Origin of the sequence: Methanospirillum lacunae (genome assembly GCF_003173355.1) — an archaeon.
GTDB lineage: Archaea > Halobacteriota > Methanomicrobia > Methanomicrobiales > Methanospirillaceae > Methanospirillum > Methanospirillum lacunae.
The window spans coordinates 121,076-146,335 of record NZ_QGMY01000009.1; the positions used below are offsets into that span (position 1 = coordinate 121,076).

Annotated in this window: 22 protein-coding genes; 14 read left to right on the forward strand and 8 right to left on the reverse strand. The window is 45.9% G+C overall.

Translation table 11 applies throughout. From position 1 onward, the window contains the following. The first annotated feature begins 18 nt into the window (after nt 1-18). The 3 genes from DK846_RS13470 (at nt 19) to DK846_RS13480 (ending at nt 2,754) form a co-directional block, all read left to right on the forward strand. Nucleotides 19-1,419: a carboxyl transferase domain-containing protein gene (locus DK846_RS13470; protein WP_181391787.1), complete on the forward strand. Its 1,401-nt coding sequence runs from the start codon at nt 19-21 to the stop codon at nt 1,417-1,419. 224 nt (nt 1,420-1,643) lie between these two features. Beyond that, the gene (locus tag DK846_RS13475) at nt 1,644-1,838 is read left to right on the forward strand and encodes a ubiquitin family protein (protein ID WP_109969480.1); all 195 of its coding nucleotides are present in this window, start codon (nt 1,644-1,646) and stop codon (nt 1,836-1,838) included. Continuing rightward, on the forward strand, nt 1,828-2,754 hold the full coding sequence (locus DK846_RS13480) for a TIGR00269 family protein (protein ID WP_181391788.1): 927 nt from the start codon (nt 1,828-1,830) through the stop codon (nt 2,752-2,754). The genes DK846_RS13475 and DK846_RS13480 overlap by 11 nt, the downstream gene beginning before the upstream one ends. Here DK846_RS13480 and DK846_RS13485 read toward each other — a convergent pair whose 3' ends face one another. Continuing rightward, nucleotides 2,755-3,975 (reverse strand): aminotransferase class V-fold PLP-dependent enzyme, encoded by a 1,221-nt coding sequence (locus DK846_RS13485; protein WP_245926560.1) that lies wholly within the window; start codon nt 3,973-3,975, stop codon nt 2,755-2,757. It abuts the gene before it with no gap. 29 nt (nt 3,976-4,004) lie between these two features. Here DK846_RS13485 and nadA point away from each other — a divergent pair, with 29 nt between their 5' ends. The 3 genes from nadA to nifU are packed head-to-tail and all read left to right on the forward strand — an operon-like array spanning nt 4,005 to nt 6,749. Then, nucleotides 4,005-5,063, forward strand: a complete 1,059-nt coding sequence (gene nadA / locus DK846_RS13490) for a quinolinate synthase NadA (protein ID WP_109969482.1) — start codon at nt 4,005-4,007, stop codon at nt 5,061-5,063. A 59-nt stretch (nt 5,064-5,122) separates the two neighbouring features. Beyond that, nucleotides 5,123-6,316: a cysteine desulfurase NifS gene (nifS, locus tag DK846_RS13495; RefSeq protein ID WP_109969483.1), complete on the forward strand. Its 1,194-nt coding sequence runs from the start codon at nt 5,123-5,125 to the stop codon at nt 6,314-6,316. Further along, on the forward strand, nt 6,309-6,749 hold the full coding sequence (nifU, locus tag DK846_RS13500) for a Fe-S cluster assembly scaffold protein NifU (protein WP_109969484.1): 441 nt from the start codon (nt 6,309-6,311) through the stop codon (nt 6,747-6,749). The genes nifS and nifU overlap by 8 nt, the downstream gene beginning before the upstream one ends. 65 nt (nt 6,750-6,814) lie before the next feature. Here nifU and DK846_RS13505 read toward each other — a convergent pair whose 3' ends face one another. Then, nucleotides 6,815-8,041: a C1 family peptidase gene (locus DK846_RS13505; RefSeq protein WP_109969543.1), complete on the reverse strand. Its 1,227-nt coding sequence runs from the start codon at nt 8,039-8,041 to the stop codon at nt 6,815-6,817. Between the two features lie 334 nt (nt 8,042-8,375). Between DK846_RS13505 and pscS the strand changes: the two genes are divergently transcribed. From pscS to DK846_RS13540, 7 genes are all read left to right on the forward strand, one after another. After that, the gene (pscS, locus tag DK846_RS13510) at nt 8,376-9,743 is read left to right on the forward strand and encodes an O-phospho-L-seryl-tRNA:Cys-tRNA synthase (RefSeq protein ID WP_109969485.1); all 1,368 of its coding nucleotides are present in this window, start codon (nt 8,376-8,378) and stop codon (nt 9,741-9,743) included. Between the two features lie 14 nt (nt 9,744-9,757). Further along, the gene (locus DK846_RS13515; RefSeq protein ID WP_109969486.1) at nt 9,758-11,053 is read left to right on the forward strand and encodes an O-acetylhomoserine aminocarboxypropyltransferase/cysteine synthase family protein; all 1,296 of its coding nucleotides are present in this window, start codon (nt 9,758-9,760) and stop codon (nt 11,051-11,053) included. A 5-nt stretch (nt 11,054-11,058) separates the two neighbouring features. After that, complete coding sequence (metX, locus tag DK846_RS13520; RefSeq protein ID WP_109969487.1) at nt 11,059-12,531, forward strand: homoserine O-acetyltransferase MetX; 1,473 nt, start codon at nt 11,059-11,061, stop codon at nt 12,529-12,531. Between the two features lie 60 nt (nt 12,532-12,591). Further along, nucleotides 12,592-13,530, forward strand: coding sequence for a ComEC/Rec2 family competence protein (locus tag DK846_RS13525; protein ID WP_109969488.1), 939 nt, complete (start codon nt 12,592-12,594; stop codon nt 13,528-13,530). 2 nt (nt 13,531-13,532) lie between these two features. Then, on the forward strand, nt 13,533-13,763 hold the full coding sequence (locus tag DK846_RS13530; RefSeq protein ID WP_181391789.1) for a DUF3006 domain-containing protein: 231 nt from the start codon (nt 13,533-13,535) through the stop codon (nt 13,761-13,763). Between the two features lie 107 nt (nt 13,764-13,870). Beyond that, a complete protein-coding gene (locus DK846_RS13535; protein WP_181391790.1) occupies nt 13,871-14,686 on the forward strand; it encodes a winged helix-turn-helix transcriptional regulator in 816 nt (271 codons plus the stop codon). 119 nt (nt 14,687-14,805) lie between these two features. After that, the gene (locus tag DK846_RS13540; RefSeq protein WP_146201231.1) at nt 14,806-15,249 is read left to right on the forward strand and encodes a hypothetical protein; all 444 of its coding nucleotides are present in this window, start codon (nt 14,806-14,808) and stop codon (nt 15,247-15,249) included. A 64-nt stretch (nt 15,250-15,313) separates the two neighbouring features. Here the strand turns inward: DK846_RS13540 and DK846_RS13545 are convergent, their stop codons facing one another. From DK846_RS13545 to DK846_RS13555, 3 genes are all read right to left on the reverse strand, one after another. Beyond that, the gene (locus DK846_RS13545) at nt 15,314-17,539 is read right to left on the reverse strand and encodes a protein kinase domain-containing protein (protein ID WP_109969492.1); all 2,226 of its coding nucleotides are present in this window, start codon (nt 17,537-17,539) and stop codon (nt 15,314-15,316) included. Between the two features lie 22 nt (nt 17,540-17,561). Continuing rightward, nucleotides 17,562-20,045 (reverse strand): protein kinase domain-containing protein, encoded by a 2,484-nt coding sequence (locus tag DK846_RS13550; RefSeq protein ID WP_109969493.1) that lies wholly within the window; start codon nt 20,043-20,045, stop codon nt 17,562-17,564. A 67-nt stretch (nt 20,046-20,112) separates the two neighbouring features. Continuing rightward, entirely contained in the window at nt 20,113-22,128 is a 2,016-nt protein-coding gene (locus DK846_RS13555; RefSeq protein WP_109969494.1) for a protein kinase domain-containing protein, read from the reverse strand. A gap of 292 nt (nt 22,129-22,420) precedes the next feature. Between DK846_RS13555 and DK846_RS13560 the strand changes: the two genes are divergently transcribed. Then, on the forward strand, nt 22,421-23,521 hold the full coding sequence (locus tag DK846_RS13560; RefSeq protein ID WP_109969495.1) for an AI-2E family transporter: 1,101 nt from the start codon (nt 22,421-22,423) through the stop codon (nt 23,519-23,521). A gap of 7 nt (nt 23,522-23,528) precedes the next feature. Here DK846_RS13560 and cmk read toward each other — a convergent pair whose 3' ends face one another. Genes cmk through DK846_RS13575 form a run of 3 tightly spaced genes read right to left on the reverse strand, consistent with a single transcriptional unit; the run spans nt 23,529 to nt 25,254 of the window. Further along, a complete protein-coding gene (cmk, locus tag DK846_RS13565) occupies nt 23,529-24,065 on the reverse strand; it encodes a (d)CMP kinase (protein WP_109969496.1) in 537 nt (178 codons plus the stop codon). A 3-nt stretch (nt 24,066-24,068) separates the two neighbouring features. After that, complete coding sequence (locus DK846_RS13570; RefSeq protein ID WP_109969497.1) at nt 24,069-24,674, reverse strand: DUF106 domain-containing protein; 606 nt, start codon at nt 24,672-24,674, stop codon at nt 24,069-24,071. A gap of 7 nt (nt 24,675-24,681) precedes the next feature. Then, nucleotides 24,682-25,254 carry an adenylate kinase gene (locus DK846_RS13575; protein WP_109969498.1) on the reverse strand — a complete coding sequence of 191 codons (573 nt, stop codon included), beginning with the start codon at nt 25,252-25,254 and terminating at the stop codon, nt 24,682-24,684. Nucleotides 25,255-25,260 lie beyond the last annotated feature (6 nt).

The window sequence follows — 25,260 nt, forward strand, 5'->3', positions numbered from 1 at the left end:
TCTTCCATGAATTCTCTGATGCGAGTACGTTTGAACACCGTACTGGATGAAAATACATTTACCCCACTTATCAGATCTGAAGATACCGAACTCATTGGCGGAACTGGGTATATAGAAGGAAGACAGGTATGTGTGATAGCCCTAAATCCCGTAGCTTCGGTTCCACTTGATCCGTTTGAAGTTCTCCAGGACGAACTGGCACTTCTTGACCATGCAGAGATGAATCATCTTCCAATCCTTCACCTCGCTGATCGTCCTGAACGAGTGGCTATGGGCACCACTGCCATTCCTCTCTCCATTATGCGGACATACATTGAACCTAAAGGGGTGGGCAGTGTGTTCACCAGGTTCGCACGGTTGTCCGGAGTTGTTCCCCGTATTGCGGTCGTCTTCAGTCCAATAGCAACAACCCTGACATATCCGGTCGCTGAATGTGATGTCGTACTGATGACAAAAGCATCAGGCATGTCACTTGCACGTCCTGATATGCAGCGACTCATGACAGGAGAATCAGAGTCATATGAAGCATATGGAGGAGCAGAAATGCATGCATCAGTTTCCGGAACCTGCGATATCCTCTGTGATACTCCAACCGATGCCCTCCAATTAGTCAGGAAAACTCTCCAGATATTTCCATCGTATTATTCGGATAGTCCACCGGTTTTCGAGCCACGGAATCCTGATCCTGATGCCCGGCTTCCATCTCCCCTGACACTGGCATACCCATATTCACGTTTTGATATGCACAATCTCATTGAAACATTCATAGATCATGAGACCTTTCTTGAGCATCGGGCATTGTATGCGACTGAACTCATCACAGGGTTTGCCAGAGTGAATGGAATGAATATTGGAGTTGTTGCCAACAATTCCCTGAATAAGGGTGGCATCCTCTTTCCTGAAACCTGCATAAAACTTGCCTCGTTTGCCTCCCTCTGTGATTCATTCAATATCCCCCTCCTGTTCCTTGCAGACCTGCCCGGATTTATGGTTGGAAAAGAGTCAGAAAACGCAGGGATTATTCATCATGGCGCTTTGATCTTCTCGACGCTTGCAAACCTGTCTGTTCCCAAGATCTGTATCATTGTCAGAAAGGCCTATACTGCTGGATTGTACGCTATGTGTGGAACAGGTTTTGAGCCTGATCGTCTGCTATCATTTCCTGATGCAGAACTTACTATATACGGCACCAGAGCTGCCTCAAAACTGGCCAAAGAGAGTGGGTATACCCTTGAGAAGATAAAAGAAGTTGAAGATGCGGTAAAAGCAACTGCAAATCCAAGGCTCCATGTAGAGTCAGGATATATAGATGGAATAATCGAACCTGATCAGGTGCGAAGTGAACTTTCTGTTTTTCTTGAGTGGGCGTATTCTCTTCCATTAAATCGGACATTTCCAAGAAGAGTACTCTGTCTTTAAAATTCTTCTGTTTTTATTTTAATACTCTTTCCGGTTGAATATACTGATCTCAACCAGGGTTGGCTTGGATCTCTACACTTTTCGTTCACAATTTGATGTTAAAAAAAGACATTTCATATGATGTAAACCGCATAATGAGATACGCAAGGGATATAATTTCTGAAACCACATTGCTACAAACCCAAGGTTAATGCTCCAATCAGGCACAAAAACAGGGAGAAACTATGAAAATTATCTTCCCTGATGGACACGAGAGAGAGATTGCTTCAAGAGGAAGGACGATAGAGGCAATCATTCAGGAGCAGGGACTCAACCCGCTTGAACTTCTCGTCTCACGGGACGGAGAGATCATTCCCGAGGACACAATTGGGAATGAGAGTGATTCCATCAGGCTCATCAGGATATCTCATGGAGGGTAAACCAGTCTGTTCACACTGTTCAGGCCGGGCTGTGTACCTGGACAGGGAAAGTGGGACTCATCTCTGCAGTCAGCATCTCAAAGAATCGGTTCAGGCCAGGGTACTGAACCGTATTATACAGGAAAAGCCACTTCCGGATAAATTCGGAGTTGCATTTAGCGGAGGAAAAGACAGCACTGCACTACTTGCTGTCCTGGTTGCCCTGAAAGAGAAAATACCATCCAGACTTATCGCCCTCACTGTTGACGAAGGGATTGGCGGGTACCGTGAAGAGACCATCAGGCATGCCAGGGATGTCTGTTCCAGGCTCAATGTTGAACACCGGATCATCACCTTTCCTGATCTGTTTGGCTTGAGTCTCGATGATTTCATGAAAAATTCGAGTAGGAAAGCATGTACAATCTGTGGAATATTAAGGAGACGTGCCCTTGAAGTTCTCGCAGACCAGGAAGGAGTCCATCTTCTTGCGACTGGCCATAACCAGGATGATCATGCACAGACAACACTCATGAACGCTTTCTCAGCTGATATTAAGAAAGTGTTTGCAGGTTCAGGAAGAACATCACAGTTTGCACGCCGTATCAAGCCATTTGCAGCGGTGAGTGAGAGAGAAGTGACACTCTATGCAATCCTTTCTGATCTGTTTATCGATCTTCCCGAATGCCCGTATGCAAGTGACGCATTCAGAGGAGAAGTCAGAAGACTCCTGAACCGGTTTGAACAGGAACATCCCGGTTCGATGAGAAATCTTGCACACGCTGAGGAAGAGATCAGATCACGGCTCAAAGGTAAAGTCCAACTCCAGCCACTGGAAAACTGTAAAGTCTGCGGGTGGTCTGGATCAGGAGAAATATGCCAGGTATGTACGGTACTCAAAGAGCAAAAAAACAAGAATAATTCATCGACCGGGCAGTGATCATACCCCTTCCACAATCTCCCTGACACCCTCAACCAGGGTCTGGATCTCTTCTTCAGTGTTATACAGGTATAAACTGGCCCGTACGGTCCCGTCTGGAAGATTAAGATATTGCATAAGCGGCATGCAACAGTGATGCCCTGATCTCACGATGATAGAGTACTGATCGTCCAGGATATGTGCCACCTCATGAGGATGAAGACCCTCAACAATAAACGAAACAACCCCTATCCTCTTCTCCCCTTCGGGAGGCCCGATGATCGTTACACCTTCTATTCCCGATAACCCTGATAGCAATTTTCTCGTAAGAACATCTTCATGAGCTTCAATTGCACCCATTCCGATGGCATTGAGATATTTTACTGCTGCCCGAAGGCCGAATGCACCTGCAATATTGGGAGTGCCTGCCTCATACTTTGAATATCCTGATGCAACGAGGTACCCGTCAGTGGTAACATCATCAATCATTCCCCCACCAAGAAGCAGAGGTTCCAAACTATCTTCAGCCATCCAGAGCACACCGGTCCCGGTAGGACCGAGCATCTTGTGACCTGAAAAACAGAGATAGTCACAACCAATATCCCTTACATCGGTCTTGAAATGGGGGACAGACTGGGCTCCATCCACAAGACAAAGAGCATCATGATCATGGGCGATCTCTGCAATATCTTTGACAGGTTCAACACTACCAAGTACGTTTGAAGCATGGCTGATAGCAACGAGTCGGGTATTTTTGGTTATTGCTGATGAGATATCGTCAGCCGTAATTCCGGCCATTGGATTTCTGGCAGGAGATATTACATTCACAGTTACACCCTTTTCCCGAAGAGCATACCAGGGAAGCAGGTTGGAGTGATGATCAGTAACAGTGGTAATTATCTCATCGCCTGGCCTGAATGTCAGACCGCGTGCAACCATATTGATTGCTTCTGTGCAGTTTCTGACAAAGACCGGTGTTCCGCATTCTCCTCCGATGAATCGGTTTACCGTCTCATGAGCATCCCAGTACAGTTGCCCTGCAATCTGCGAGAGCCGGTGTACTCCGCGTCCCACATTGGCCCGGTAGTGGGTTTCATACTCCACCATTGCATCGATAACCGGCTGTGGAGATAGGCTTGTCGAGGCGTTGTCAAGGTAGATGACCTCCCGGGAAAGAGGAATGTCCTCTCTTATCTGATCGACATTCATCTGATCTGATGCCCTCCCATGATGTACTACCATGTATTGTCAGCTGGTTAAGAATCTCATGGATGCTGATACTGCCGGAACCGTGGGCATTATCCCAAAGGAAGATACAGATAGTTATCACAATCGTGAAAGCGCTTCCATCAGACGAAGAACCAGTGGAGCCGGCATGTAACTATGATCTCATCAGCGAGATCAGGGAACTTGCTGACCGTCAGGGGGTTCTCATCCTCGCCCATAACTATCAGGCCCCTGAGATCTACCAGATCGCAGAGAAAATTGGTGATTCTCTGGAACTGGCAAGATTAGCTCAGGAAACCGATGCGGAGACGATCCTCTTTTGTGGTGTTGACTTCATGGCTGACACCGCAAAGATTTTAAATCCGCAGGCACGCGTCCTGATTCCGGATCCACAGGCACGGTGCACCATGGCTCACATGGCAGGAGAGCAGGCAGCCATTGACCTCAGGGAGCAGTACCCTGATGCTGAGGTGGTCAGTTATGTCAACACCACAACAGCAACCAAGGCAGTGAGTGACATCTGCTGTACTTCCGCAAACGCGATCGAGATCGTAGATTCTGTTGACTCAGAGCAGGTGATCTTTCTTCCTGACAGAAACCTTGCTGCATATGTGAGCAGGTTTACGCGAAAAGAGATCATCCCTGCAGCCGGGTACTGTTATGTCCATGATGCTATCACCAGAGAAAGTGTCGATGCCATGCAGAAACTTCATCCAGGTGCAGTCTTTGTGGCACATCCAGAATGCAGGCCTGAAATCATCGACATGGCTGATGCAGTCTGCTCAACCGGTGGAATGGCAAGGTTCTGCCGGGATGCCTCTGTATCATCCTTTATCATCGGCACCGAATCAGGCATGCTCCATCGCCTCCGGTCAGAAGTTGCAGAAAAGAAATTCTTTTCAGTAGCCGGGATCTGTGCCCCTATGAAACAGATAACGCTTGAGAAGATCAAGGCCTGTCTAACAACCGGATCAGGTGAGGTTGTCCTCGACAAGAGCCTCATGGATGCAGCACGAGTACCTCTCGAACGCATGATTGAAGTTTCAAAAACAAGACAGAGCCGATCTTTCAGGACCCGTGAAGAGATCAGAAAAGGGCTATAGGTAAAGGGCTCCTTGTATTAATCGTCTGATAACAGCACATCACAGAACTGGCGTAACCTATGACTGCAGAACGAATCGTGTACATGGACCATTCTGCAACAACCGCTACCGACCCAGCGGTCGTCGATGCGATGATCCCATGGTTCTCTAAAGGGTATGGTAACCCATCATCCCTGTACCGCATTGCACGCGAATCAAAAACAGCGGTTGAAAAAGCAAGAAGTCAGGTCGCAACAGCACTTGGTGCACAACCTGATGAGATTTACTTTACATCCGGTGGAACTGAGGCTGATAACTGGGCAATTAAGGGGATTGCTTTCGCCAACAGGAAGAAAGGCAACCACATCATCACCAGTGCCATTGAGCACCACGCAGTCCTTCATACCTGCGAATACCTCGAAAAGCAGGGATTCTCAGTCACGTACCTCCCGGTGGATGAGACAGGACAGGTACGGATCAGTGATCTCAAGGATGCAATTACTGATCAGACTATTCTGGTCACGATCATGTTTGCAAACAATGAGATCGGCACTATCGAACCTATTGCTGAGATCGGAAAAATCTGTCGTGAACGCGGAGTGTATTTCCATACCGATGCTGTTCAGGCAATCGGTAATGTGGCAATTGATGTGGTAGCGATGCAGATCGATCTCCTCTCACTCTCTGCCCACAAGTTTTACGGCCCCAAAGGTATCGGCGCTCTCTATATCAGGAAAAGTGTCAGAATTGACAACCTTCTTCATGGAGGGGGCCAGGAAAAGAGGAAACGTGCCGGAACCGAGAACATTCCCGGAATCGTAGGACTTGGGCTTGCAATCGAGCGTGCCATTGCCAGAATGGACGAGCAGAACAAGCGGGTTTCAGCGCTCAGGGATCGAATGCTGGATGGAATTCTCAAGAACATTCCAAACACCAGGCTGAATGGACACCCAAAGGAGAGACTTCCCGGCAATCTGAATGTGAGTTTTGATTTCATTGAGGGAGAATCCATGCTCCTGCTCCTCGATCACTTCGGAATCTGCGCCTCAACCGGGAGTGCCTGTACATCAGGCTCACTTGAGCCTTCTCATGTTCTTCTGGCTACCGGACTTCCCGCCGAGACTGCACATGGCTCACTCAGACTTACGCTTGGAGCAGAGAACACAGACGAAGATGTAGATTATGTTCTGGAACAGCTCCAGAAGGTAGTAATCCGTTTGAGGGAGATGTCTCCCTTGTACGCAGATCATAAAAAGAGGTCATGTAATGTATAGCGAAAAGGTAATGGATCATTTCATGAACCCCCGCAACCAGGGGGAGATCACAGAAGCTGATGGTGTTGGAGAAGTAGGAAATCCGACCTGCGGTGATATCATGCGTATCTTCCTCACCGTGAAGGACAATATTATCACCGAGGTTAAATTTCAGACATTCGGATGCGGTGCTGCAGTTGCATCCAGTAGTATGGCTACTGAGATGATCAAGGGAAAGACCCTTGAAGAGGCATGGGAGGTCTCAAACAAAGCAGTTGCCGAGGCACTCGAAGGGCTCCCGGCAATAAAAATGCACTGCTCAGTACTGGCAGAAGAAGGGATTCACAAGGCGATCAACGATTATAGGATAAAACACGGGCTTGAACCCTGGGTAGAGAAGAATCCTCATTCACATGATCATCATGGTCATGAAGACGAGACCTGCTCTACATAATCCTCATCGAACCACTTTTTTTCCATAACATTTGCAGCATAGAAAAAAGGCATAATTGGGATTTATCAGGAAATGAGGGAGTTTTTATCAGGGTATGTCACATTCAGGACATAGAACTCATAGGAGTTGACCCCGTCCGGATTTTGAAGTGAGTAATCTATGTCCATGTTCAATCTGAATAGTGCATGAGGCCGGTTTTCTGATGAACCCCAGCTGTTGAGTACAGTCCAATACTGTTTTTCAGGGTCAGAATCGTTATAACCCAGAATCAGCATAACATGACCGCCATCATTGTGAAGGGTACCCGGTGTGAGGCCAGGTGTAAAAATATCCTCTTCAGTCTGATTATTCCAGAAGTTCATCATAGGAGTCCAGTTATCAGGGGTGTATATGAATATCACGGCTTTTCCTGATTGCAGGGCTGCTTTTATTGCATTTATTGCGGTGTCATTGGATATCGGGCGCTCTTCATACTTAGCATTTGTACTAATCATGAGAGCAGTTACCTGATCGAGAGGGTAGTTTGGAGTAGTTTGGATATTTGATCTATTCATTGCGGTTGACTCGCCATTCTCACACATACTCCGACTGTCTACGAATGATGCATTCGTGTTGGTCCATGGTATTGCTTTTTTTGTGGTATTATAAAAATCAGCAAACCATACTGGAGACCCACCACAACAGGCCCATATCCCGGTCCCATTATGATACGAGGAGGTGAAGTACTGAACTGATAGCCGGTCGGTGATGTTTTTCTGGTATGCAAGATCCAGTTGAAGAGCCCCGGTATCTGCCCATACCCAGCAGTTTCCACAATGTTCATCAACCCCTCCTGTCTGATCCCATTCGGAGGGAGTGTAGACAAACCGATCAAGATGGCTAAATGAACCTCGTGGGAGGGAGGTCAGGTTTTCAGGGATGGTGAACCTGGGCAGATTTCGATTTGCTTCCTGCATTGCAAGCACGACATCGGTCTGTAGACTCATCACAGCGGCAGAAGTATCCGAGGTTTCATTATTACGGGTAGTAGTACCAATGGTGCTAATCTCATCCAGATCGACGTGTGTATATCCACTGATATCCATTACCCTGCCAATTTCACGGGAATCAATACTCCGGAATGCAGAGAGATTTCCTGAGTCAATATTTTTCAAACTTATTCCATTGACAGAAATGTTTACAGGACCGGTGCAAGATGTACAGGGGGCTCCTGAAGAAGGAACTACGAATAAAAATGCGAATATCACGATTAGTATGAGTGTTCCACTCACCACTCCAGGCAGATTTTTCATATACGGTACTAGATGGTGAGCCAAGGAGAAAAACATTTGATGAAAAATCAGTTCTGATTCAAGATCATTGGACATTTTTTCGTGAAATGCTTTGGAATTTTGCGATACTCAATAATCCAAATAGATATATCTCTCCACAAGAGAAGGCATTGTGTGATTACCTTTGTTCATCCGTCATCATACCACAGTCCGAGTACAACCATCAAAGATGCAGAGATTTTTATCTGATCAAATTTAGCCGGATTCTTATCCCTTTTATACTGCCACGATAACCTATAGGATAGTTCACGATTGTGACGGAAACAATAATCCCATTATGAGGTAAGGAAAGGAGATGGAAAAGAATACAGATCTTATCTTTGCAGCACTCTTCAAACTGGAAGAGGCACGACAGGTGATCCGGGATGGACTCCCATCGGGCCTCAACCAGCAGGAAGAGATGCAACTGAAAGAGAAGATCTCAGAGTTAAAAGGGATTATCCAGGCCCTTGAAACCGGAACCACCGGAAAAAAACCTGGGCGGATTGCCGGATCGATAGAAGTCAGAACACGTGAGGAAGAGAATATCAATATTCAGCCAATCCAGGCAGCAGGACGGCTGACCCTTGCAGCCCGTCAGGCGATCATCGCTTATGGTGACGGCTACTCTACCTGTGATGCCTGTCGAAAACCATTCAGACTGGATAAGATTTCAAAACCTCCAATCGCAGACTTTCACACCCAGCTCGCCCAGTTCGTGAATATGGATCAGGCACGGGTTGTGCCAGGAGCACGAAGAGGCTTCCAGGCAGTTGCCCAGACTGTGGTTGAGAAGGGCGATTCGGTAATTGTATCTGCATTTGCACATTACACCGAGTTTCTTGCTGTGGAAGGTGCCGGAGGAGTCGTTAAGGAGGTTCCCTTAAACAAGGACAATATCATTACCGCTGATGCAACTGCTGAAAAGATAGAACAGGTAAAACTAGAGACCGGAAAACTCCCGACCCTGGTGATGATCGATCACTACGACTACCAACTTGCAAACGAGCATGATGTTAAAGGGATTGCCAAAGTTGCTCACAGTTATGATATCCCCTTCCTCTATAACGGGGCATACACCGTCGGAGTCATGCCTGTTGACGGAAAAGCAGTTGGGGCAGACTTCGTAGTTGGTTCCGGCCATAAGAGTATGGCATCGCCGGCACCTTCAGGGGTGCTGGCGACGACGAGCGAATGGGCAGACAAAGTCTTCCGTACCACCCAGATGGTCGGAGACGTCACCAAACGCAAGTTCGGGATCAAAGAAGTAGAGATGGTCGGATGCACGCTGATGGGATCCAACCTTATCGCAATGATGGCGTCCTTCCCTGAAGTGAAAGAGCGGACACTGCACTGGGATGACGAGATAAAGAAGATCAACTTTTTCGTTGACCGGCTGCTTACCATCGATGGAAGCAAGGTCCTATCCGAGTACCCGCGAAAGCATGCATTAACTAAAGTGGATACAACCGGCAGTTTTGACAGGATTGCAGCGATCCACAAACGTCGTGGCTTTTTCCTATCTGACGCTCTCTCAGCAAAGGGAATAGTAGGAGAGTTTGCAGGAGCAACCAGAACCTGGAAACTCTCAACATACGGGCTTTCCTGGGAGAAGGTCAGATATCTTGCCGATACATTTACCGAGATCGCAGAACATTACGAACTACCAATTACAAAACAGTAAAATCACTGATTACCATGACTGAGAAAAAAGACAGAGACGCAACAACTTCATTGCACGCAGGACAGGTCCCGGATCCAACAACCGGAGCACTCGCTGTACCAATCTACCAGACCAGCAGTTACCAGTTCCGTGATGCTGACCATGCAGCAGCACTATTCGGACTCTCTGAACTTGGAAACATCTATACACGTCTGATGAACCCGACCACCGATGTGCTCGAAAAGCGGATCGCAGCACTCGAAGGAGGAACCGGGGCACTCGCCGTGGCATCCGGTCAGGCAGCTATCTCATATGCCCTCCTCAATATCACCAGGGTCGGCGATGAGATCGTAGCAGCAAACAATCTGTACGGTGGTACTTACACGCTTCTGCACTACACCTTTGCAAAGCTCGGACGCAAGGTTATTTTTGTAGACTCACAGGATCCTGAAGCATTCAGAAAGGCAATCACCCCGAAGACCCGTGCAATTTATGCAGAGACCCTCGGAAATCCAAAACTCGATGTGCCTGATTTCCGCAAGATTGCCGACATTGCCCACGAGGCAGGAATCGCCTTTGTTGTAGACAACACATCTGCTGTCGGACTGGTAAAGCCAATTGAGCATGGTGTTGACATCGTTGTCCACTCTGCAACCAAGTTTGTAGGAGGACACGGCAACTCCATCGGTGGGCTGATTGTCGATTCAGGAAAGTTCAACTGGGGTAACGGAAAGTACCCCGAGTTCTCAGAACCTGATCCAAGTTACCACGGACTTGTGTACTGGGATGTATTCAAGGACTTTGCAGGGCTTGGAAACGTGGCATTTGTCTTCAAGATCAGACTCTCACTGCTCCGTGATCTTGGTGCAGCACTCTCACCATTCAATTCATTCCTGCTACTCCAGGGCTTTGAGACACTCCCACTCAGGGTAAAACAGCACTCAGAAAACGCCCTTGCAGTTGCAAAGCACCTGAAGGCACACCCCAAGGTAGCCTGGGTCAACTACCCGGGACTATCAGACAATCCAACTCATATTGTTGCATCCAAGTACCTCAAGAACGGGTTTGGTGGTCTTCTCGGAGTCGGTATCAAGGGAGGAGTTGAAGAGGGAAAGAAGGTCATTAACTCACTGAAACTCTTTTCCCATGTTGCCAACATCGGAGACTCAAAAAGCCTTGTGATCCACCCGGCATCAACGACTCATCAGCAGCTTACTCCAGAAGAACTCATTGCAACCGGAGTTACTCCTGATTACATCAGGCTCTCAATCGGAATCGAGAATATTGAAGATATTATTGAGGATCTGGATCAAGCCTTAGCTCAGATCTGACCTATATGATTCGTGGATCTGTTGGAACGGTAAAAACCGAACAGGTGACCTTCAAAGAACCTCTCATACTGGAAAGTGGAGAGGTTCTCCCTGAACTCACTATTGCATATGAAACGTACGGCACTCTAGATCGCGATAGATCAAACGCTATTCTTGTCTGTCATGCTTTGTCAGGCGACGCCCATGCAGCCGGATATCACACAGGAAACGATAAACCAGGTTGGTGGGATATCGCCATAGGTCCGGGTAAAGCATTTGATACAGATCAATACTTTATAATCTGTTCAAATGTCCTCGGCGGTTGTAAAGGAACCACCGGTCCTTCATCACTCAATCCGGTTACTAACAAGCCATATGGTCTTTCTTTCCCGGTTATCACCATCGGAGACATGGTTCATGCCCAGCGTCGGCTTGTCGAGCACTTCAATATTCAGCGTCTTTTTGCAGTCATTGGTGGATCAATGGGCGGGATGCAGGCACTCAAATGGTCAGTGCTGTACCCTGACCTTGCAAGCAGGGTTGTTGTGATAGCAAGTACTGCATACTCAACTCCGCAGCAGATTGCATTTAACGAAGTTGCAAGAAGTGCAATAAAATCTGATCCTGACTGGAATCATGGAAATTACTATGAGAGCTTTCCTCCAGTGCGAGGACTTTCACTTGCCAGGATGATAGGGCATATCACCTATCTCTCTGATGAGTCAATGCATCAGAAGTTTGGCAGGGGTCTTCAGGGTAAAGACGAACTCAGTTATGATTTTACGACTGATTTCCAGGTTGAAAGTTACCTACATTATCAGGGAGATCGGTTTACCCAGCGGTTTGATGCAAACTCATACCTGTATATCACCAAGGCCATAGACTACTTTGACCTCACCATTAATAACTCGCTCACCGAAGCATTCCAGAGTGTCAAAGCGAAATTCCTGATCGTTTCAGTCTCTTCAGACTGGTTATACCCCCCATATCTCTCCCAGGAGATCGTGACAGCACTTTCATCAGCCAGTGCTGATGTGGAATACTGTGAGATCAAATCACATTACGGGCATGATGCATTCCTGCTTGAAGAAGGACAGATGAACTACCTTCTTGGCCGGTTCCTTTCGTCACTGACCATTGCTGATGTGATGAAAACCCAGGCCCCCACCCTGTATGAGGATGTAACAATCAAAGAGGCTGCAGAGCTCATGATTGCCCAATCAGTCAACCATCTTCCGGTGGTCGACTCAGAAGGAGCACTCACCGGAATTGTCACATCATGGGATATCTCACGGTCGGTTGCACGTGAGTTTACCTCTCTTGATGAGATCATGACCCGAAATGTCTTCTATACATCACCTGATGAGCCGGTTGATAGTGCTGTAAAACGGATGGAATTGAACCATATATCAGCATTGCCGGTAGTTGATGACAAGCGAAGAGTGATCGGCCTGATCACTGCTGAGCACCTCTCACGTCTTATCGGCCGCTGCCGATAAGTACCCACTTTTGGAAATACCCAAATCAGATGGGAATGAAGATATGATATCTTGACAGTGATGCGATCTCAATTCCTTATTATTGCAGGAATTATCTTTCTTTTTATCTCATCCTCTGGATGTATTGCTAACGATGGAAATACCCAACTAAATCTCACCTTCTTTGATGTAGGACAGGGTGATGCCTGCCTTCTTCAGATCCATAACAAAACAATGCTTGTAGATGCTGGTCCTTATGAAGCAGGACAGGGTATTATAGACTGGCTCAAAGCCAGAAACATCACATCTCTCGATGTAGTGGTAGCAACCCACCCGCACAGTGACCATATCGGAGGAATGCCCACCGTACTTAAGCAGGAAAAGACAGGAGTTTTCATAGATGCCGGTGATTCTCACACAACTCCGACATATGAAGTGCTTCTGAAAACGATTGAGAAATATGAGATACCATACCGAATTGTACATGAAGGGGATCAGATAGATCTGGACCCTGCTGTCACAATCAACGTTCTCAATCCTGGTATTACATCTTCAGGAGATCTCAACGACAACTCAATTGTCCTTGAAATTAGTTCAGGAGACAGGAAATTCCTGCTCATGGGTGATGCAGGGGTTTCAGTCGAAGACAAACTACTCAAAGAGAGAAGGGATCTCAAAGCAGACCTGCTCAAGGTAAGCCATCATGGAAGCAGACACTCTTCAGGGCAAAGGTTTATTGATGCTGTATCTCCAGAGATTGCAATCATATCACTAGAGGCCGGTAACGAGTATGGTTTCCCACAGAAAGATCCGGTAAGGTATCTCACTGATGCTGGTTCGGATATTTACCGGACTGATCAGGAAGGGACAATCACGGTGACTGTTGATCAAAAAAAAATCATTGTGACATCAGAGAAACCATACAGGCCTTCCACAGATTGTAACTGTTCAAAGATACAGGGAATGTGCAAAAGTCAGGAGAGTAGATCAAACCCCTGTTGCCTCTCATGCGGAGTATAACCATGGTAGATACGAGCAAAACAGTGGTGATGATTATTGACCGGGTTGAAAACGGATATCTCATTTTAATTCCCCGTGATCACCCGGACGAAATGATCCAATTCCCACAAAAATATGTGGGAGAGTTTGAAGAGGGGGATATTCTTGAATTATCAATCAGGAAAGATGAGTCCGCGACACGGGAGGCCCGAGACCGAATAAGTAGAATGAGAGAACGGCTTATGAACCGCTGAGCAAATCAACACACGAGAGGACGTTACATCAGCCTAAACCGTCACGATTGTGAAACATAATATACTTTCGCATGTAACGAGTACGCATGAAATTACTGGCGGGTGTGATGATTATCGGTTTTCTCATGCTCGCGGTGTGTGCAGGTGTCTCACCGTTTCCGATGGAACGAAAAAATGCCTGCTGTACATCTGATAATTCATACGGGCGGCCTACATGTCATATGACTATGACCAGTCAGGGTGGAATTCATACCTGCAGTTGTAAAACTGCTGCATCTTCTACAACAGCCTCAACTCCCACGAGTTCGTGCAACGGATCCTGTGGAACACTGATGGCAACCGTAACGCAGCCTTCAAGTATGCTTGACAGGATTCGCAGATACGCTGTCAGTGGATATCGCAGGATAACTAACCGAAATCTGCTAGAGCATGAAAGCAGACGGCAGATTTACGATGAGATCGTTGCTTCACCAGGAGTGGATCTCAGGAAACTCACAGATAGTACCGGGATGAATGAAAGCACTCTCCGCTACCATCTCGAGAGGCTCTATGATGGGGGAAAGATACAGACAACCACAATCGGAGGGGTTTGTCATTATTTCGAAAACCATGGTAAATACTCGGCAGAAGAACAGGTCCTCCGGTCAAGGATGCTGACTGCAGCCAGTTCGCGAATCCTCATGATCATCTTCAGACAACCAGGTCTCACTCGAGGAGAACTGGCAGATCTTCTCGGAGTTGCAGGGCCAACAGTGACACGGAGTGTGCAGAACCTCACCGATGATGGATTGATCCGTATAGAACGTGAGGGGAGATTTACCAGATACTATCCAGAAGAATCTGTCAGTGGATGTTTTAGTAGGGAATGTAATTCGTCATTCATGAAAGATGTTACATCAGGTGATCGAATATATGCAAAATAAAACCTGGATATAAAGTACGTTTTATATTTTATTGAACAACATTTTGGATGATGATCAAACCAACCATTCTCCTCATTATCCTAACTTTCCTGATTATCTGTACCCCTGCCAGTTTGGCAGTGTCGAATTCATCTCAAAATCAGACAACTAAAGCAGATAATGTAACTGGTCCTGATTACCAGATAACAAAAATTTCACTGCCTGTCCAGATCTCATGGATAGAGCCAGGGACATACATTGTCCCGAATATATCGGTACGGAATGCAGGTGCCGATGATACTAACACACAACCGGTGCAGATTCAGGCATTTCTCGGAAAGTACCAGTTAATCTCAAAAAACAATATGATTTCGTCCTTTAAAGCAGGGGAAGAACGAATAGTATCACCTAATTATCTTATTCCGAATGGGGTCCCAACCGGTGAATATACCCTGACAGTATCTGCAACCCTCGGTCAGGAAGAGGGAGGGGCTACAGATAATAGCATGGCATCAGCCCCTGATCCGGTGAATGTCAAGCAGATTACCTCAAAAGCAAAAGTCCGCTCATGCAATTGTGCGTAAAATAATCCAAAGACCTTTTTTTCATGAATTATTATTACAACATTCAGAAATCAAAAAACAGAGTTTACTGGCGATTAAGATTATCCAGATTCAACTGAATAGACTCTAATTCTATCAGCATTTCTTCGAAGGTATCATACCTGATCTGTGGATCTATTGAAAGAGTCCGGGATATCAGCGTGTCAAATAATCCCAAATCAGATCTAATGTGAGAGGGTAACACCAAATACAATGAGGAGATGTTCCAGAAATCTGCAGTAGGAATCATGTCCTCTCTCAACCCATACGGGTATGAACCTGTGAGGAGCAGATACACTATGGCCCCGGCCTGGAAAATATCAGTCTTTTTTACATTGGTCCCATATCGTATTTGGTCTATCTGTTCTGGTGCCAACAACCAGCAGACAGATTCGCATCCCTTCTTCGAAAGGACTGCTAAACCGTCAATCCCGCCAATCCGGACATGGAGGTTCCGGTCAATAAAAACTTCAGAAGGATCAAGGAGATTATGGCTGACCCCTTGATTATGCAGGTATAACAGACCACGGCTGATACCAAGCCCAATCTTAACTATTGCACGTTTGGAAATCGGTAGTGAAAGATCAGCAACCGTGTACCGTCTCCTGCCCTTCTGGACCACCCCCTCAGGGGGAATTGTCACAAGATGGGGGACTGGTTCTACTTCAAAGGTTATAAGGCTGATAATATTTGGATGGTTAAGAGATCGCCATACCTGAACGGTTTGGTGATATGAAGGGATTTCAACTATCTCTGGATCTATGATCTTAAGCATTTGAACAGATGTATCTGCCACACGTTTAACGATGAATAATTCAACATTCTGATAAGAATTTATCAAAGTCATCGGAGTATACAATTCCATAAGATCCTTGGGAAAGGTAGATTGATCTGGTTTTTTTGAATTTAGTCGAATCATCCCTCTTTTTTCGATTTTTTGCATTGCTTTTTGGGCATTACCATTCAAGGGATCAATATCCAGTGCCTGACGATAAGCTCTACCCGCCTCTTCTGGTTTTCCCTGTTTTTCCAAAACCTTACCTTTCTGGATCCAGAGATCAGCAGAACCAGCATCTCTGGTAAAAAGAGAATTATAATAGGAAAGGGCTTCATCGAACTGATTCTGTGATTGCAGTACCACTCCACGATTATATGGGATAACAATATGTAGTTTTATATCGGATGCGGTCTCTTTCCCGGGTTTTACAGATACAATCCTGCTTATCTCCGGGTGATCATCATCAGGATCACCAAGTGTGAACTCTACCTCACCTTCAGAATCAGGAAGAATTTCTCTATCCCCGGCTATAACCGGATAAGACGAGGAATTTTTCATCCTGACGATAGCCGCAATGCTACCATTACCGGACTTAAAACCGGCAAATGACCAGGTAAGAGTAGGGTTCACTGGGCAAACACGGTAACGAAGGAGGACATCACGAATGAATTCACGTCCTGCTTCATCAATGAAAGGAACTGTGCGAATGTAGAACTGATCACCTGGAACATCAGTAGGAACCCGCATCCGTATATTGCGTATCTCCCCATGGGGGATTGCCTGCCCTTCTATCTGGATCGGCCTGCTGCTGCAATTTATGACCCTCACAACAACATCCCCCGGTTCTCCTTCATTACAGATCATCATAAGGGGATCCAGCACAAGATCGGTTTTTCCTAAACCTCTTCTTCGGACAATTTCCCTGGCATCAGTGCCAGAATCACTAGCAGGTGGTACAAATGGCAGATCAGTATTAGATGTTTTTTCTGAATCTTTTATTTTCACGGCTACATGGCGGGTTGCATATGCACCAGCGAGGGTAATCCCCAGGAAAACACCAATAATTATACCGTAATCGATTAAACCAAGAGGAGAATCGGGGTTTTCTTCAGCACTATCACCTTTGGCTATCGATGAAAGACAGAACTGCCGGGTAGTCGGATTAATTGAGATAACAGTCTCTTCATGAGGTTTGATGACAGCCCCAAGATTCTGATCAAAACCCTCACCAGCCAGACGAATATTATGGAATCCTGAAGACAGATTTTCGATATTTATTGGGGCGATACCACGATTATGTCCATCAATGGAGACCTGTATCGGCAAAGACCCGGTAAGAACCTCAAGGGATCCATTATCTGAAATATTATTCTGTACATTACCGGATATCTCTCCTGACACAGAAAAAGTGGATATGAAATACAGGATTACTATCAACCAACCAAGGTTATTCAAGGAAGATAATAATCGCCTTGTTAGGATGTCAAGATGCATTACTCCCTCTTGGATCCCCCTCTCACAACATCAGTTGTTTCAACTCTGCGATAAACTCATCAACAGACGCATATCGCTCTTTTTTTTCAAGTGCCAGGAGTTTTCTCAGTAATGGGTCATATTTTGCATACTCAGGATGATTGATAGATGGAGAAACATATACGCCAGAGATAAAACCATTCTCACCTGCAGGTGTGACAGAACCATTAGGATATGGAGATCTACCGGTCATCAACCAGTACCATATTGCCCCAAATTGAAAGATGTCAGTTCGTTTCCCTAGTTTTCCATACTTTTCCCGGCTGATCTGTTCAGGAGCCAGACAATAGGCAGGGGAAACTGATCCCGAACCCATACGTGATTTCGATTCACGAATGATTCCTGAAATTTTCGCGGTCATCGGCTCATCCAGCAGAATATGCTTGGGAGAGAGGTGATAATGTCTCACCCCTTTCTGATGCAGATATGCCAGACCCTGAGCAATCTGCTCGGTGAAGGTCATAATTGTTTCTTCAGGGACAGGGTGCTTCAGATCAGTTAGGGTTCTACACAGGTCTGAAGAACAGGTAATTCCTGATGCATACTCCAATTCCAGAAAGAGGGTGGGATCATATTCTGCACGAAACATTCTAAGCACATTCGGGTGTTTCAACTGATACAGAACCGAAATCTCAGTGAACAGTGAAGAGCCAGCTACAGCATTTTCATGCGCAATTTTTAACGCACGAAGATCACCGGTGTCATTTCTAAGAACAAGAACTATTGAGGCAAATGCATCTTTTCCAAGCAACCGGATAGGGGTGTACCGATCAGACAGAAGATCTGGAAATCCGGGAATTTTTGGTTTATCCTCAATCTTCTTCTTTTCTACTGCACGTTTTTCCTTAATATCTGAAAGCTGCTTCAGCATCTCCAGTGCTTCCTCATTATCAGGATCTAAAGATATTGCCTGTTTTAGCATCGCTTCAGCCTCTTGTTCTAAACCCCAGCGACGGAGAACTTCAGCCTGCTTGATAAGAGCATCAATCTGTCCTGGATTATTCCGAAATACCAGGTGAAAGTATTCATACGCCTTCTCAGCAACACCCCTGGCAAGAAGTGCAATACCCCGGTTGTATGGAATCCGTACATACCGGTAGAACTCCTGACCTTTCTGAGATAGAATCTTGAGTGAGAGTGTCATCTCATACTCATCAGTTACCGGTTCTGTCACCTCAAGAGAGAGTGGGGCCGAAGTTCCCGGACCGATTAAGAGACCTTCAATGGATAGTGGATCAGGTGAATGATTCAGGGCGGAAATATGGGCAACTGCTGATCCAGGTTTTACATCCAGATGGGTTAGTTTGACATCAACTAATGACGAAGGTTTTTCTTCATTCCCTGACGAACCAAGAGAGGCCCCAAGTCCAGATTCACCATCTTCAGGGCGGTTTTTTTCAAGCATGTCACGGGAAAATTTTCGCACATTCTTCATCGGACCAACAGAGACATCAACGTTCTTTGGACCTGCATCTGATCCTGAGCCCGGATCTGATGTAACCTGCTCAAGGAGATGCTTCCGGTTGTGATAATCATCCAGAAGATCTTTCTCTTCAAGAGAGGAAGCCCCATCGAGTGTTCTTTTTGTTCCTTTCTTCTCTAGATTCTCTTTGTCTTCAGACTCTTTTTCTCTACGGAGCCTGACTGTGTGAATCATGAGCACAATGCAACCGAGCACAATGGCAGAAACAATCACAATAAGCGGAATATTAGCTTTAAAATACTCAAACAAAGTCCCATTTGAGACTACATCGATCTTCTTGAAGTTGATAGTTGGTTCCTGAGTAATGTTTCCAACAAAAACTCGGGAGATTGTACTTTTTTCTACCTGTACTTGAATTGTCCTTTCAGTACCATCACCACGAACAGTCACATCATATGAACCGGGTTTTAGATCCGGGATGATACATGGAGTATATCCCATCGATTGTCCTTTGAGAAGAACGGAAAGCTCCTGCTTTGCACTATCCACTGAAATAGAACCGTTCAAAGGAGAAGAAACACCATCTGCAGGGACTATTGATATTTTTTTAGTCCATACTTCAGTAACCCGCTGGTCTCCCTGGGCAGTCCGGTATGCAACATAAAAAGGAAGGAAATAATCACCAGGAACTCCGACTGGCAGAACAGACACAGCAAATGAGATCTCTTTACCTGGGGAAATGAGGGAACCTTCAGGAATATCAACAAAGGATGGCATGCCAACCACCTCGGTAAGATTGCCCCCGTAAACCATCCCGATACGGTGATTCTTTCTCTCCCATGTCACAAGGCCGGCATTCCTGAATGTAATCATGACCGGGTATGATCGGCCCGGAATCAGGCGATCTGGAATCGTATCTTTGACATAAGATAGCCCAAATCCCACATTGTATGCACTGACATCCTCTTCCTGAGCCACAACAGGAGGAGCCAGTGTGAGTAGGCAGAACAGTATCAGTACGACAAGTGCCGGGATCTGGGACATATTTTCCTAATCAATGAGATTCACATGAAAAGATATCTAAATATCGGTTTGTAAAAAAGATGCAAATTCATGGAGCAGTAGCAATATCAAGATCTGCCAGGAACTCATCAACCAGTGCGTATCTCTTCTTCTTATCAGTTGCCAGCATCCGGGAGAGAATCATATCATATTTGGAAAGTTCACTTTTTAATTCTGATGGTAAAATAAGCCGGTTTCCACCAGACTCATGCCACTCTACAGAAGCCTTGTCTGCAGCAGACCTGGAGTACGGGAGAAAACCAGTGAGGAGCTCATAAAAGATCACTCCGAGTTGATAGATATCAGTCTTTCTTCCAGGATTTCCAAAAATAGCCTCATCTCTCTGTTCTGGTGCCAGATATGCCGCTGGTGCTTCACGGGTATCAGACTCGGGAACTGAAAATCCGAGTTCATTCTTCCCCCTGGCATAGCCGGAGATCTTTGCCTGCATCTTGTGAGTAAGCAAAACATCACCTGTTTGTAGATGGTAATGCCTGATTCCAAGGCTGTGCGTGTACTTGAGCCCGTTTGCAACATCACGAATCAGTGAAACCGCATACTTCTCACGAATTGGCTTTGGAAGTGCGGAAAGAGAGGTCAATGATCCTCCCCTGTATTTAATTCCATCAAGGAATTCCAAATCAAGGAAACTCAAATCATCATCAAATTCGGCTTTATACAAACGGACCACATTCGGATGCCTGATATTTCCCCACACCGACGCTTCTTTCTGCAGGATCTCACTCCCGGCATTCTTCATATGGGATACTTTCAGGGCACGAATACTCCCATTATCTTTTTTCCGTACCTTGAAGACCCGGGCATAGGAATCATCCCCAGCCACACCAAGAGGCTCATATCTGTCTTTCAGCCCGTCCGGAAACCCAAATGGATTTGAGATATCCTGATACTGCTGATCAACATCGGGAACCTTAAGTTCATCAGCATTCTCCCCTTTCAGATTCTTTTTGCTTTTTTGTTCATCCCCATATCCGGGTTTCTTGTCTTTCAGTTCTTTGGAGCGTGATTGGGTCTGCCCTGTCGTCCGGGTCGCTGAAGAATCACCTTTTCTGAAGCCATGTTCATCAGCACCAGTACCCGAATTTTCGGAACCTGATGTTGAACCTTTTTTTGAAGATTTCCTTGAGGAAACCTTGCCATCAAAACTTACCGGAACTATGGTAATCGGGCGGACAAAAAGCCGGACTGGATGATTCTCAGGAAACCGCTTGGTGTCCATCATCAGCATCTGTAAGCCAAAAAAGAGGATTGCTATAGTCAGAATCAGAAGAGGAAGATTTTCTTTTAAAAATCCCAGCAGTGTATACCGTTCATCCTTTTCAATGGAAATATCAGTCTTGTTTGAACTGGTCAGGTCCACCCGGAGCCTACTGACAGAACCAGCTTCAACCGTAACCTGAACTGCTTTTGTTTGGTAATCAGGTGATGCAACACTCAAGTCATACATAGCAGGCCTGAGATCAGGAATCGTGAGTGGTGTATTCCCCCTGACATCACCCCCGATGAGAACCTGTGAACCGGTTGGGATTGAAGAGACTATGATGGAACCAACAGATCCTGACGATATTCCATCCTCTGATATGACTTTTACTGTCTTTGAGAAGGTTTCAGGGAAGGTGTTGTAACTATCCCCCTTCAATGTTGCCATAGAGAAACTGATAGTATAATCACCTGGCTTCTCCGGAGGTGTCAAAATCAAAGGGAACGTTATATCATCGCCAGGCTTTATTTCTGTATCTTTACCAAGCCGGGAGAAGACAGGATCAACCAGTATTGATGACTGAAGACCCTGGTACAACAGACCAAACTTCTCTACTCCCCAGTCCCATGAAACCATACCCGTATTCCTAAATGTGATCGTGACCGGATAGGTTTTTCCGGCTTCAATCATGTCAGGAATCGTATCATTACTGTGTTCACCTTTGTAGTATGAAACATCGATAGATGCTGGAGCAGCGTCAACCAGGGACAGCATAAGTATACCAAGTACAACAAATAGCACCACACAGGCCAATATTCGTTGCCAGGAATAACTGATACTCATATCCCTTTTATCCACAATTTTTCATATATCCCTGAGTTGTTACACCAGCAATCCCGATTTTTATTCCAATTTCTGATATCAAGTAGTATCAAAGAGAGAATTAGTGAAGACTCCGTATGGTTTTATGTTGAAGATAATACGTACACTTACCATACGTTCTTCAGACAGAAGAACATCAGGTTTCAAATTCATATTCATGAAGGAAAGAGATTATGGGTGTCAGATATGAAAGTAAATCATCAAAACAGGGAAAATGCAATCCATTCCGTGGCAATATATATAGGAAAATAATATGCTGAATACTCCACAAATACCACAGATCCCTGATTTTTTCAAGAGACTCTCTGGTGAACAACGTGCAGGTGTAATTCTTGCAACTATCATCCTCCTGCTCACCATATTTCTCTTCTGGAAATTAGTTTATGCAACTGTGATAGCAATATCACTCGCTGTTGTTCTTATGCCAGCACAACGGTACCTGGAGAGGTTCATCGGTAGCGGATATGCAGCAATATCGGTCTGTCTCCTTTCAATCGCAGGGATTGTGGGTTTTTTGCTTCTTCTCATTGATTCCTTTATTGTAACCAGGCTGTATATCTTTGAAGTCGCACAGTCAATGGCAACCGCGATACGGAGTTTCCAGCCAGGAACCGAGTCAATCACCGGATATATGCTGAAATTATTTGGTGGAATAAATGTGCAGCCAAATTCGGCAAAGATCATCGAAGATTCTGCCCCAATTATTATCCAGAGTATGAGTTCAATCGCACAGAACCTCCCAGGTCTGCTGGTTGAACTGTTTATTGTTATACTGATGCTTTTTCTGCTCCTTCGCAACGGTGAGGTATTATCATCCCAGTTCTTTTCGATAATCCCGTCACACATGTCAAGATATGTCAAAATCCTCTGCAGGGTTGTAACAGACACCATGTATGGTGTCTACGTGGTCAACATCAGTGTGGCAATCCTGACATTTTTTATCACCCTTCCTTTCTTCTGGATCCTGGGATATGGTCAGATAGTATTCTGGGCATTCATATGTGCAGCCTCACATCTCTTCCCATTCTTTGGTCCACAACTCATCACACTTTTTCTCGCAGGGTATGCCATTGCACAGGGAGATATGCGTGGACTTGCCCTTGTTGCTGTGGTTGGATACCCACTCATTTCAGGTCTGCAGGATTTCTTGATCAGACCCCGTCTCCTTGCCCGGAGAGTCGCTATTCATCCGGTACTGATGATGATAGGAATATTCGGAGGAATGCTCATTCTCGGCCCGATAGGCCTTATCATCGGACCATTGATCATTGCTCTGGCAGATGCGGGATATGATATCCTGACAGAGATAATTGCTGAAAAACAATCAGAAGAGAACGAAAAAATTTCAATATAAAATTGAATTACTTATTTTCCAGCCTGGCTGCCAAAGCAGAAGAGACGATCCTGCTCAGTTGTTCCACCGTCCAGAGTTCGGTGTCAAGGACCAGATGATACGGGTCAAGCGAAGCATAGTCAATATTATAGTATTGTTTGTATCGAAGTGCTTCACTTGCTTCCCGGTCTGCAGTTGCCTGCATAGCGTGATCAAAATCTGCAAACTTATCCCGGTCTAAAATACGTTTTACTCTGCATTCTAGAGATGCTTTGAGCCAGATACGAAGATCCGCTTCAGGAAGCATCCACCCGGAGAGCCGCCCCTCAATTAGGATCTGATCCTGTGACAAGGCTATCTCACGCTGACGTTCATCGATCAGTTTGTCAACAGAGGGATCACTTTCACAAAAGGCACCAAACTCAGCAAGGGTCAATCCCCGTTCTTTGGCCATCTGGCGGAAGACTTCACCGGCGGATATGACATCAAAACGGTGCTCACTTGCCAAATGGTAGGTAAGGGAGGTGGTCCCACTCCCAGGCAGGCCACTGATTGTGACCCTCATTGATTAGATGCCCCCGATATCAAGGGCTTTTCGAATCACCTGGGAGAGGGAGATCGAACAGAGCATATACCAGATCATCCATGCAGGAACAGGACCAAGTATTGCAGCTGTCAGATGGACTGAACCAAAGAACGGCATGGTGATCAATGCATCGTAGTTATTCAGCCTGAAATAGAGCCAGAAGAAGATCGGAAGTGTGATGACCATGATGTATCCCATTGGCTTGAACTGAGCCTGGCTCATCTCAAGTTGATCCTTCATCATGGTATCGCGTTTAGCTTCGATCTTCTTGATACGTTTCTCATCCTTTGAAAGCATCGCTTCACGATAGTCTTTCTGGAAATCCTTCATCTTGTTCTGGGTCTCTTTCATCTTCCGGTAATCTATGGTATACTTCTGGATGATAGAAGAATAAAAACCGGTCATGGCAGAGAGAAGAAGAATAACAATATAAAACGGAATCTGGAGCGTATCAACAAGTGGGCCAAGCACCACATTTAGTGATGTACCGATACCCACCCGTACTACCTCAATACTTGCAACCATGATGAGGCCCATCGCAAGGATGAGCGGCATCATACTCATATTTCCTGAATTGGATGATCCCATGAACTTGTCACCGGAGGGTCTGCATCATTTCTTCGACAGCCCGGTCGATGAGAAAATCTGCATTGGTGATATATTTTATCGTACAGCCGGTGATTGTCGCATATGCGGCCGCCACAGCACGATTAAAGTTCTGATGATCAGCGATTGCACGTGCTCCCTCAATATCACGTACACGGGTCGCGTCAGAGAGGCGGCGTTTTAGGATCTGGTCCTCGTCCGTCTCTACCAGGATGATGATATCAGGTTTGAGTTCACGAAGCACCCATTCGGGAAGTCCTGCAAGAAATCCTGCAGGAGTCTTCACCGAGGCATGGGTATCGATGATTACATTGCCTTCAATCTTGGCGATTGCCTGGGATGCGAGTTGCTGAAGCCTTTTCTGGGCATTCTTATCAAGCTTACGCATCTCATCGCGATCTTTGACCATCCCTTCACGCTGGGCGACCTCAAACATAAAGGTTCCAAAATTGATGTTCTGGTAGGGAACCCCTTCAGCCTCAAGCCTGGTCATAGACTCGTTGATAACTGAAGTTTTTCCCACACCCGGAACACCGGTGATGATGACCTTCTTCCCAGCCATAGATAT

Coding starts and splice junctions, on each gene's coding strand:
- DK846_RS13470 (WP_181391787.1), top strand. CDS start 19: ATGCGAGTACGTTTGAACACCGTACTGGATGAAAATACATTTACCCCA.
- DK846_RS13475 (WP_109969480.1), top strand. CDS start 1,644: ATGAAAATTATCTTCCCTGATGGACACGAGAGAGAGATTGCTTCAAGA.
- DK846_RS13480 (WP_181391788.1), top strand. CDS start 1,828: ATGGAGGGTAAACCAGTCTGTTCACACTGTTCAGGCCGGGCTGTGTAC.
- DK846_RS13485 (WP_245926560.1), bottom strand. CDS start 3,975: ATGGTAGTACATCATGGGAGGGCATCAGATCAGATGAATGTCGATCAG.
- nadA (WP_109969482.1), top strand. CDS start 4,005: ATGCTGATACTGCCGGAACCGTGGGCATTATCCCAAAGGAAGATACAG.
- nifS (WP_109969483.1), top strand. CDS start 5,123: ATGACTGCAGAACGAATCGTGTACATGGACCATTCTGCAACAACCGCT.
- nifU (WP_109969484.1), top strand. CDS start 6,309: ATGTATAGCGAAAAGGTAATGGATCATTTCATGAACCCCCGCAACCAG.
- DK846_RS13505 (WP_109969543.1), bottom strand. CDS start 8,041: ATGAAAAATCTGCCTGGAGTGGTGAGTGGAACACTCATACTAATCGTG.
- pscS (WP_109969485.1), top strand. CDS start 8,376: ATGGAAAAGAATACAGATCTTATCTTTGCAGCACTCTTCAAACTGGAA.
- DK846_RS13515 (WP_109969486.1), top strand. CDS start 9,758: ATGACTGAGAAAAAAGACAGAGACGCAACAACTTCATTGCACGCAGGA.
- metX (WP_109969487.1), top strand. CDS start 11,059: ATGATTCGTGGATCTGTTGGAACGGTAAAAACCGAACAGGTGACCTTC.
- DK846_RS13525 (WP_109969488.1), top strand. CDS start 12,592: ATGCGATCTCAATTCCTTATTATTGCAGGAATTATCTTTCTTTTTATC.
- DK846_RS13530 (WP_181391789.1), top strand. CDS start 13,533: ATGGTAGATACGAGCAAAACAGTGGTGATGATTATTGACCGGGTTGAA.
- DK846_RS13535 (WP_181391790.1), top strand. CDS start 13,871: ATGATTATCGGTTTTCTCATGCTCGCGGTGTGTGCAGGTGTCTCACCG.
- DK846_RS13545 (WP_109969492.1), bottom strand. CDS start 17,539: ATGCATCTTGACATCCTAACAAGGCGATTATTATCTTCCTTGAATAAC.
- DK846_RS13550 (WP_109969493.1), bottom strand. CDS start 20,045: ATGTCCCAGATCCCGGCACTTGTCGTACTGATACTGTTCTGCCTACTC.
- DK846_RS13555 (WP_109969494.1), bottom strand. CDS start 22,128: ATGAGTATCAGTTATTCCTGGCAACGAATATTGGCCTGTGTGGTGCTA.
- DK846_RS13560 (WP_109969495.1), top strand. CDS start 22,421: ATGCTGAATACTCCACAAATACCACAGATCCCTGATTTTTTCAAGAGA.
- cmk (WP_109969496.1), bottom strand. CDS start 24,065: ATGAGGGTCACAATCAGTGGCCTGCCTGGGAGTGGGACCACCTCCCTT.
- DK846_RS13570 (WP_109969497.1), bottom strand. CDS start 24,674: ATGGGATCATCCAATTCAGGAAATATGAGTATGATGCCGCTCATCCTT.
- DK846_RS13575 (WP_109969498.1), bottom strand. CDS start 25,254: ATGGCTGGGAAGAAGGTCATCATCACCGGTGTTCCGGGTGTGGGAAAA.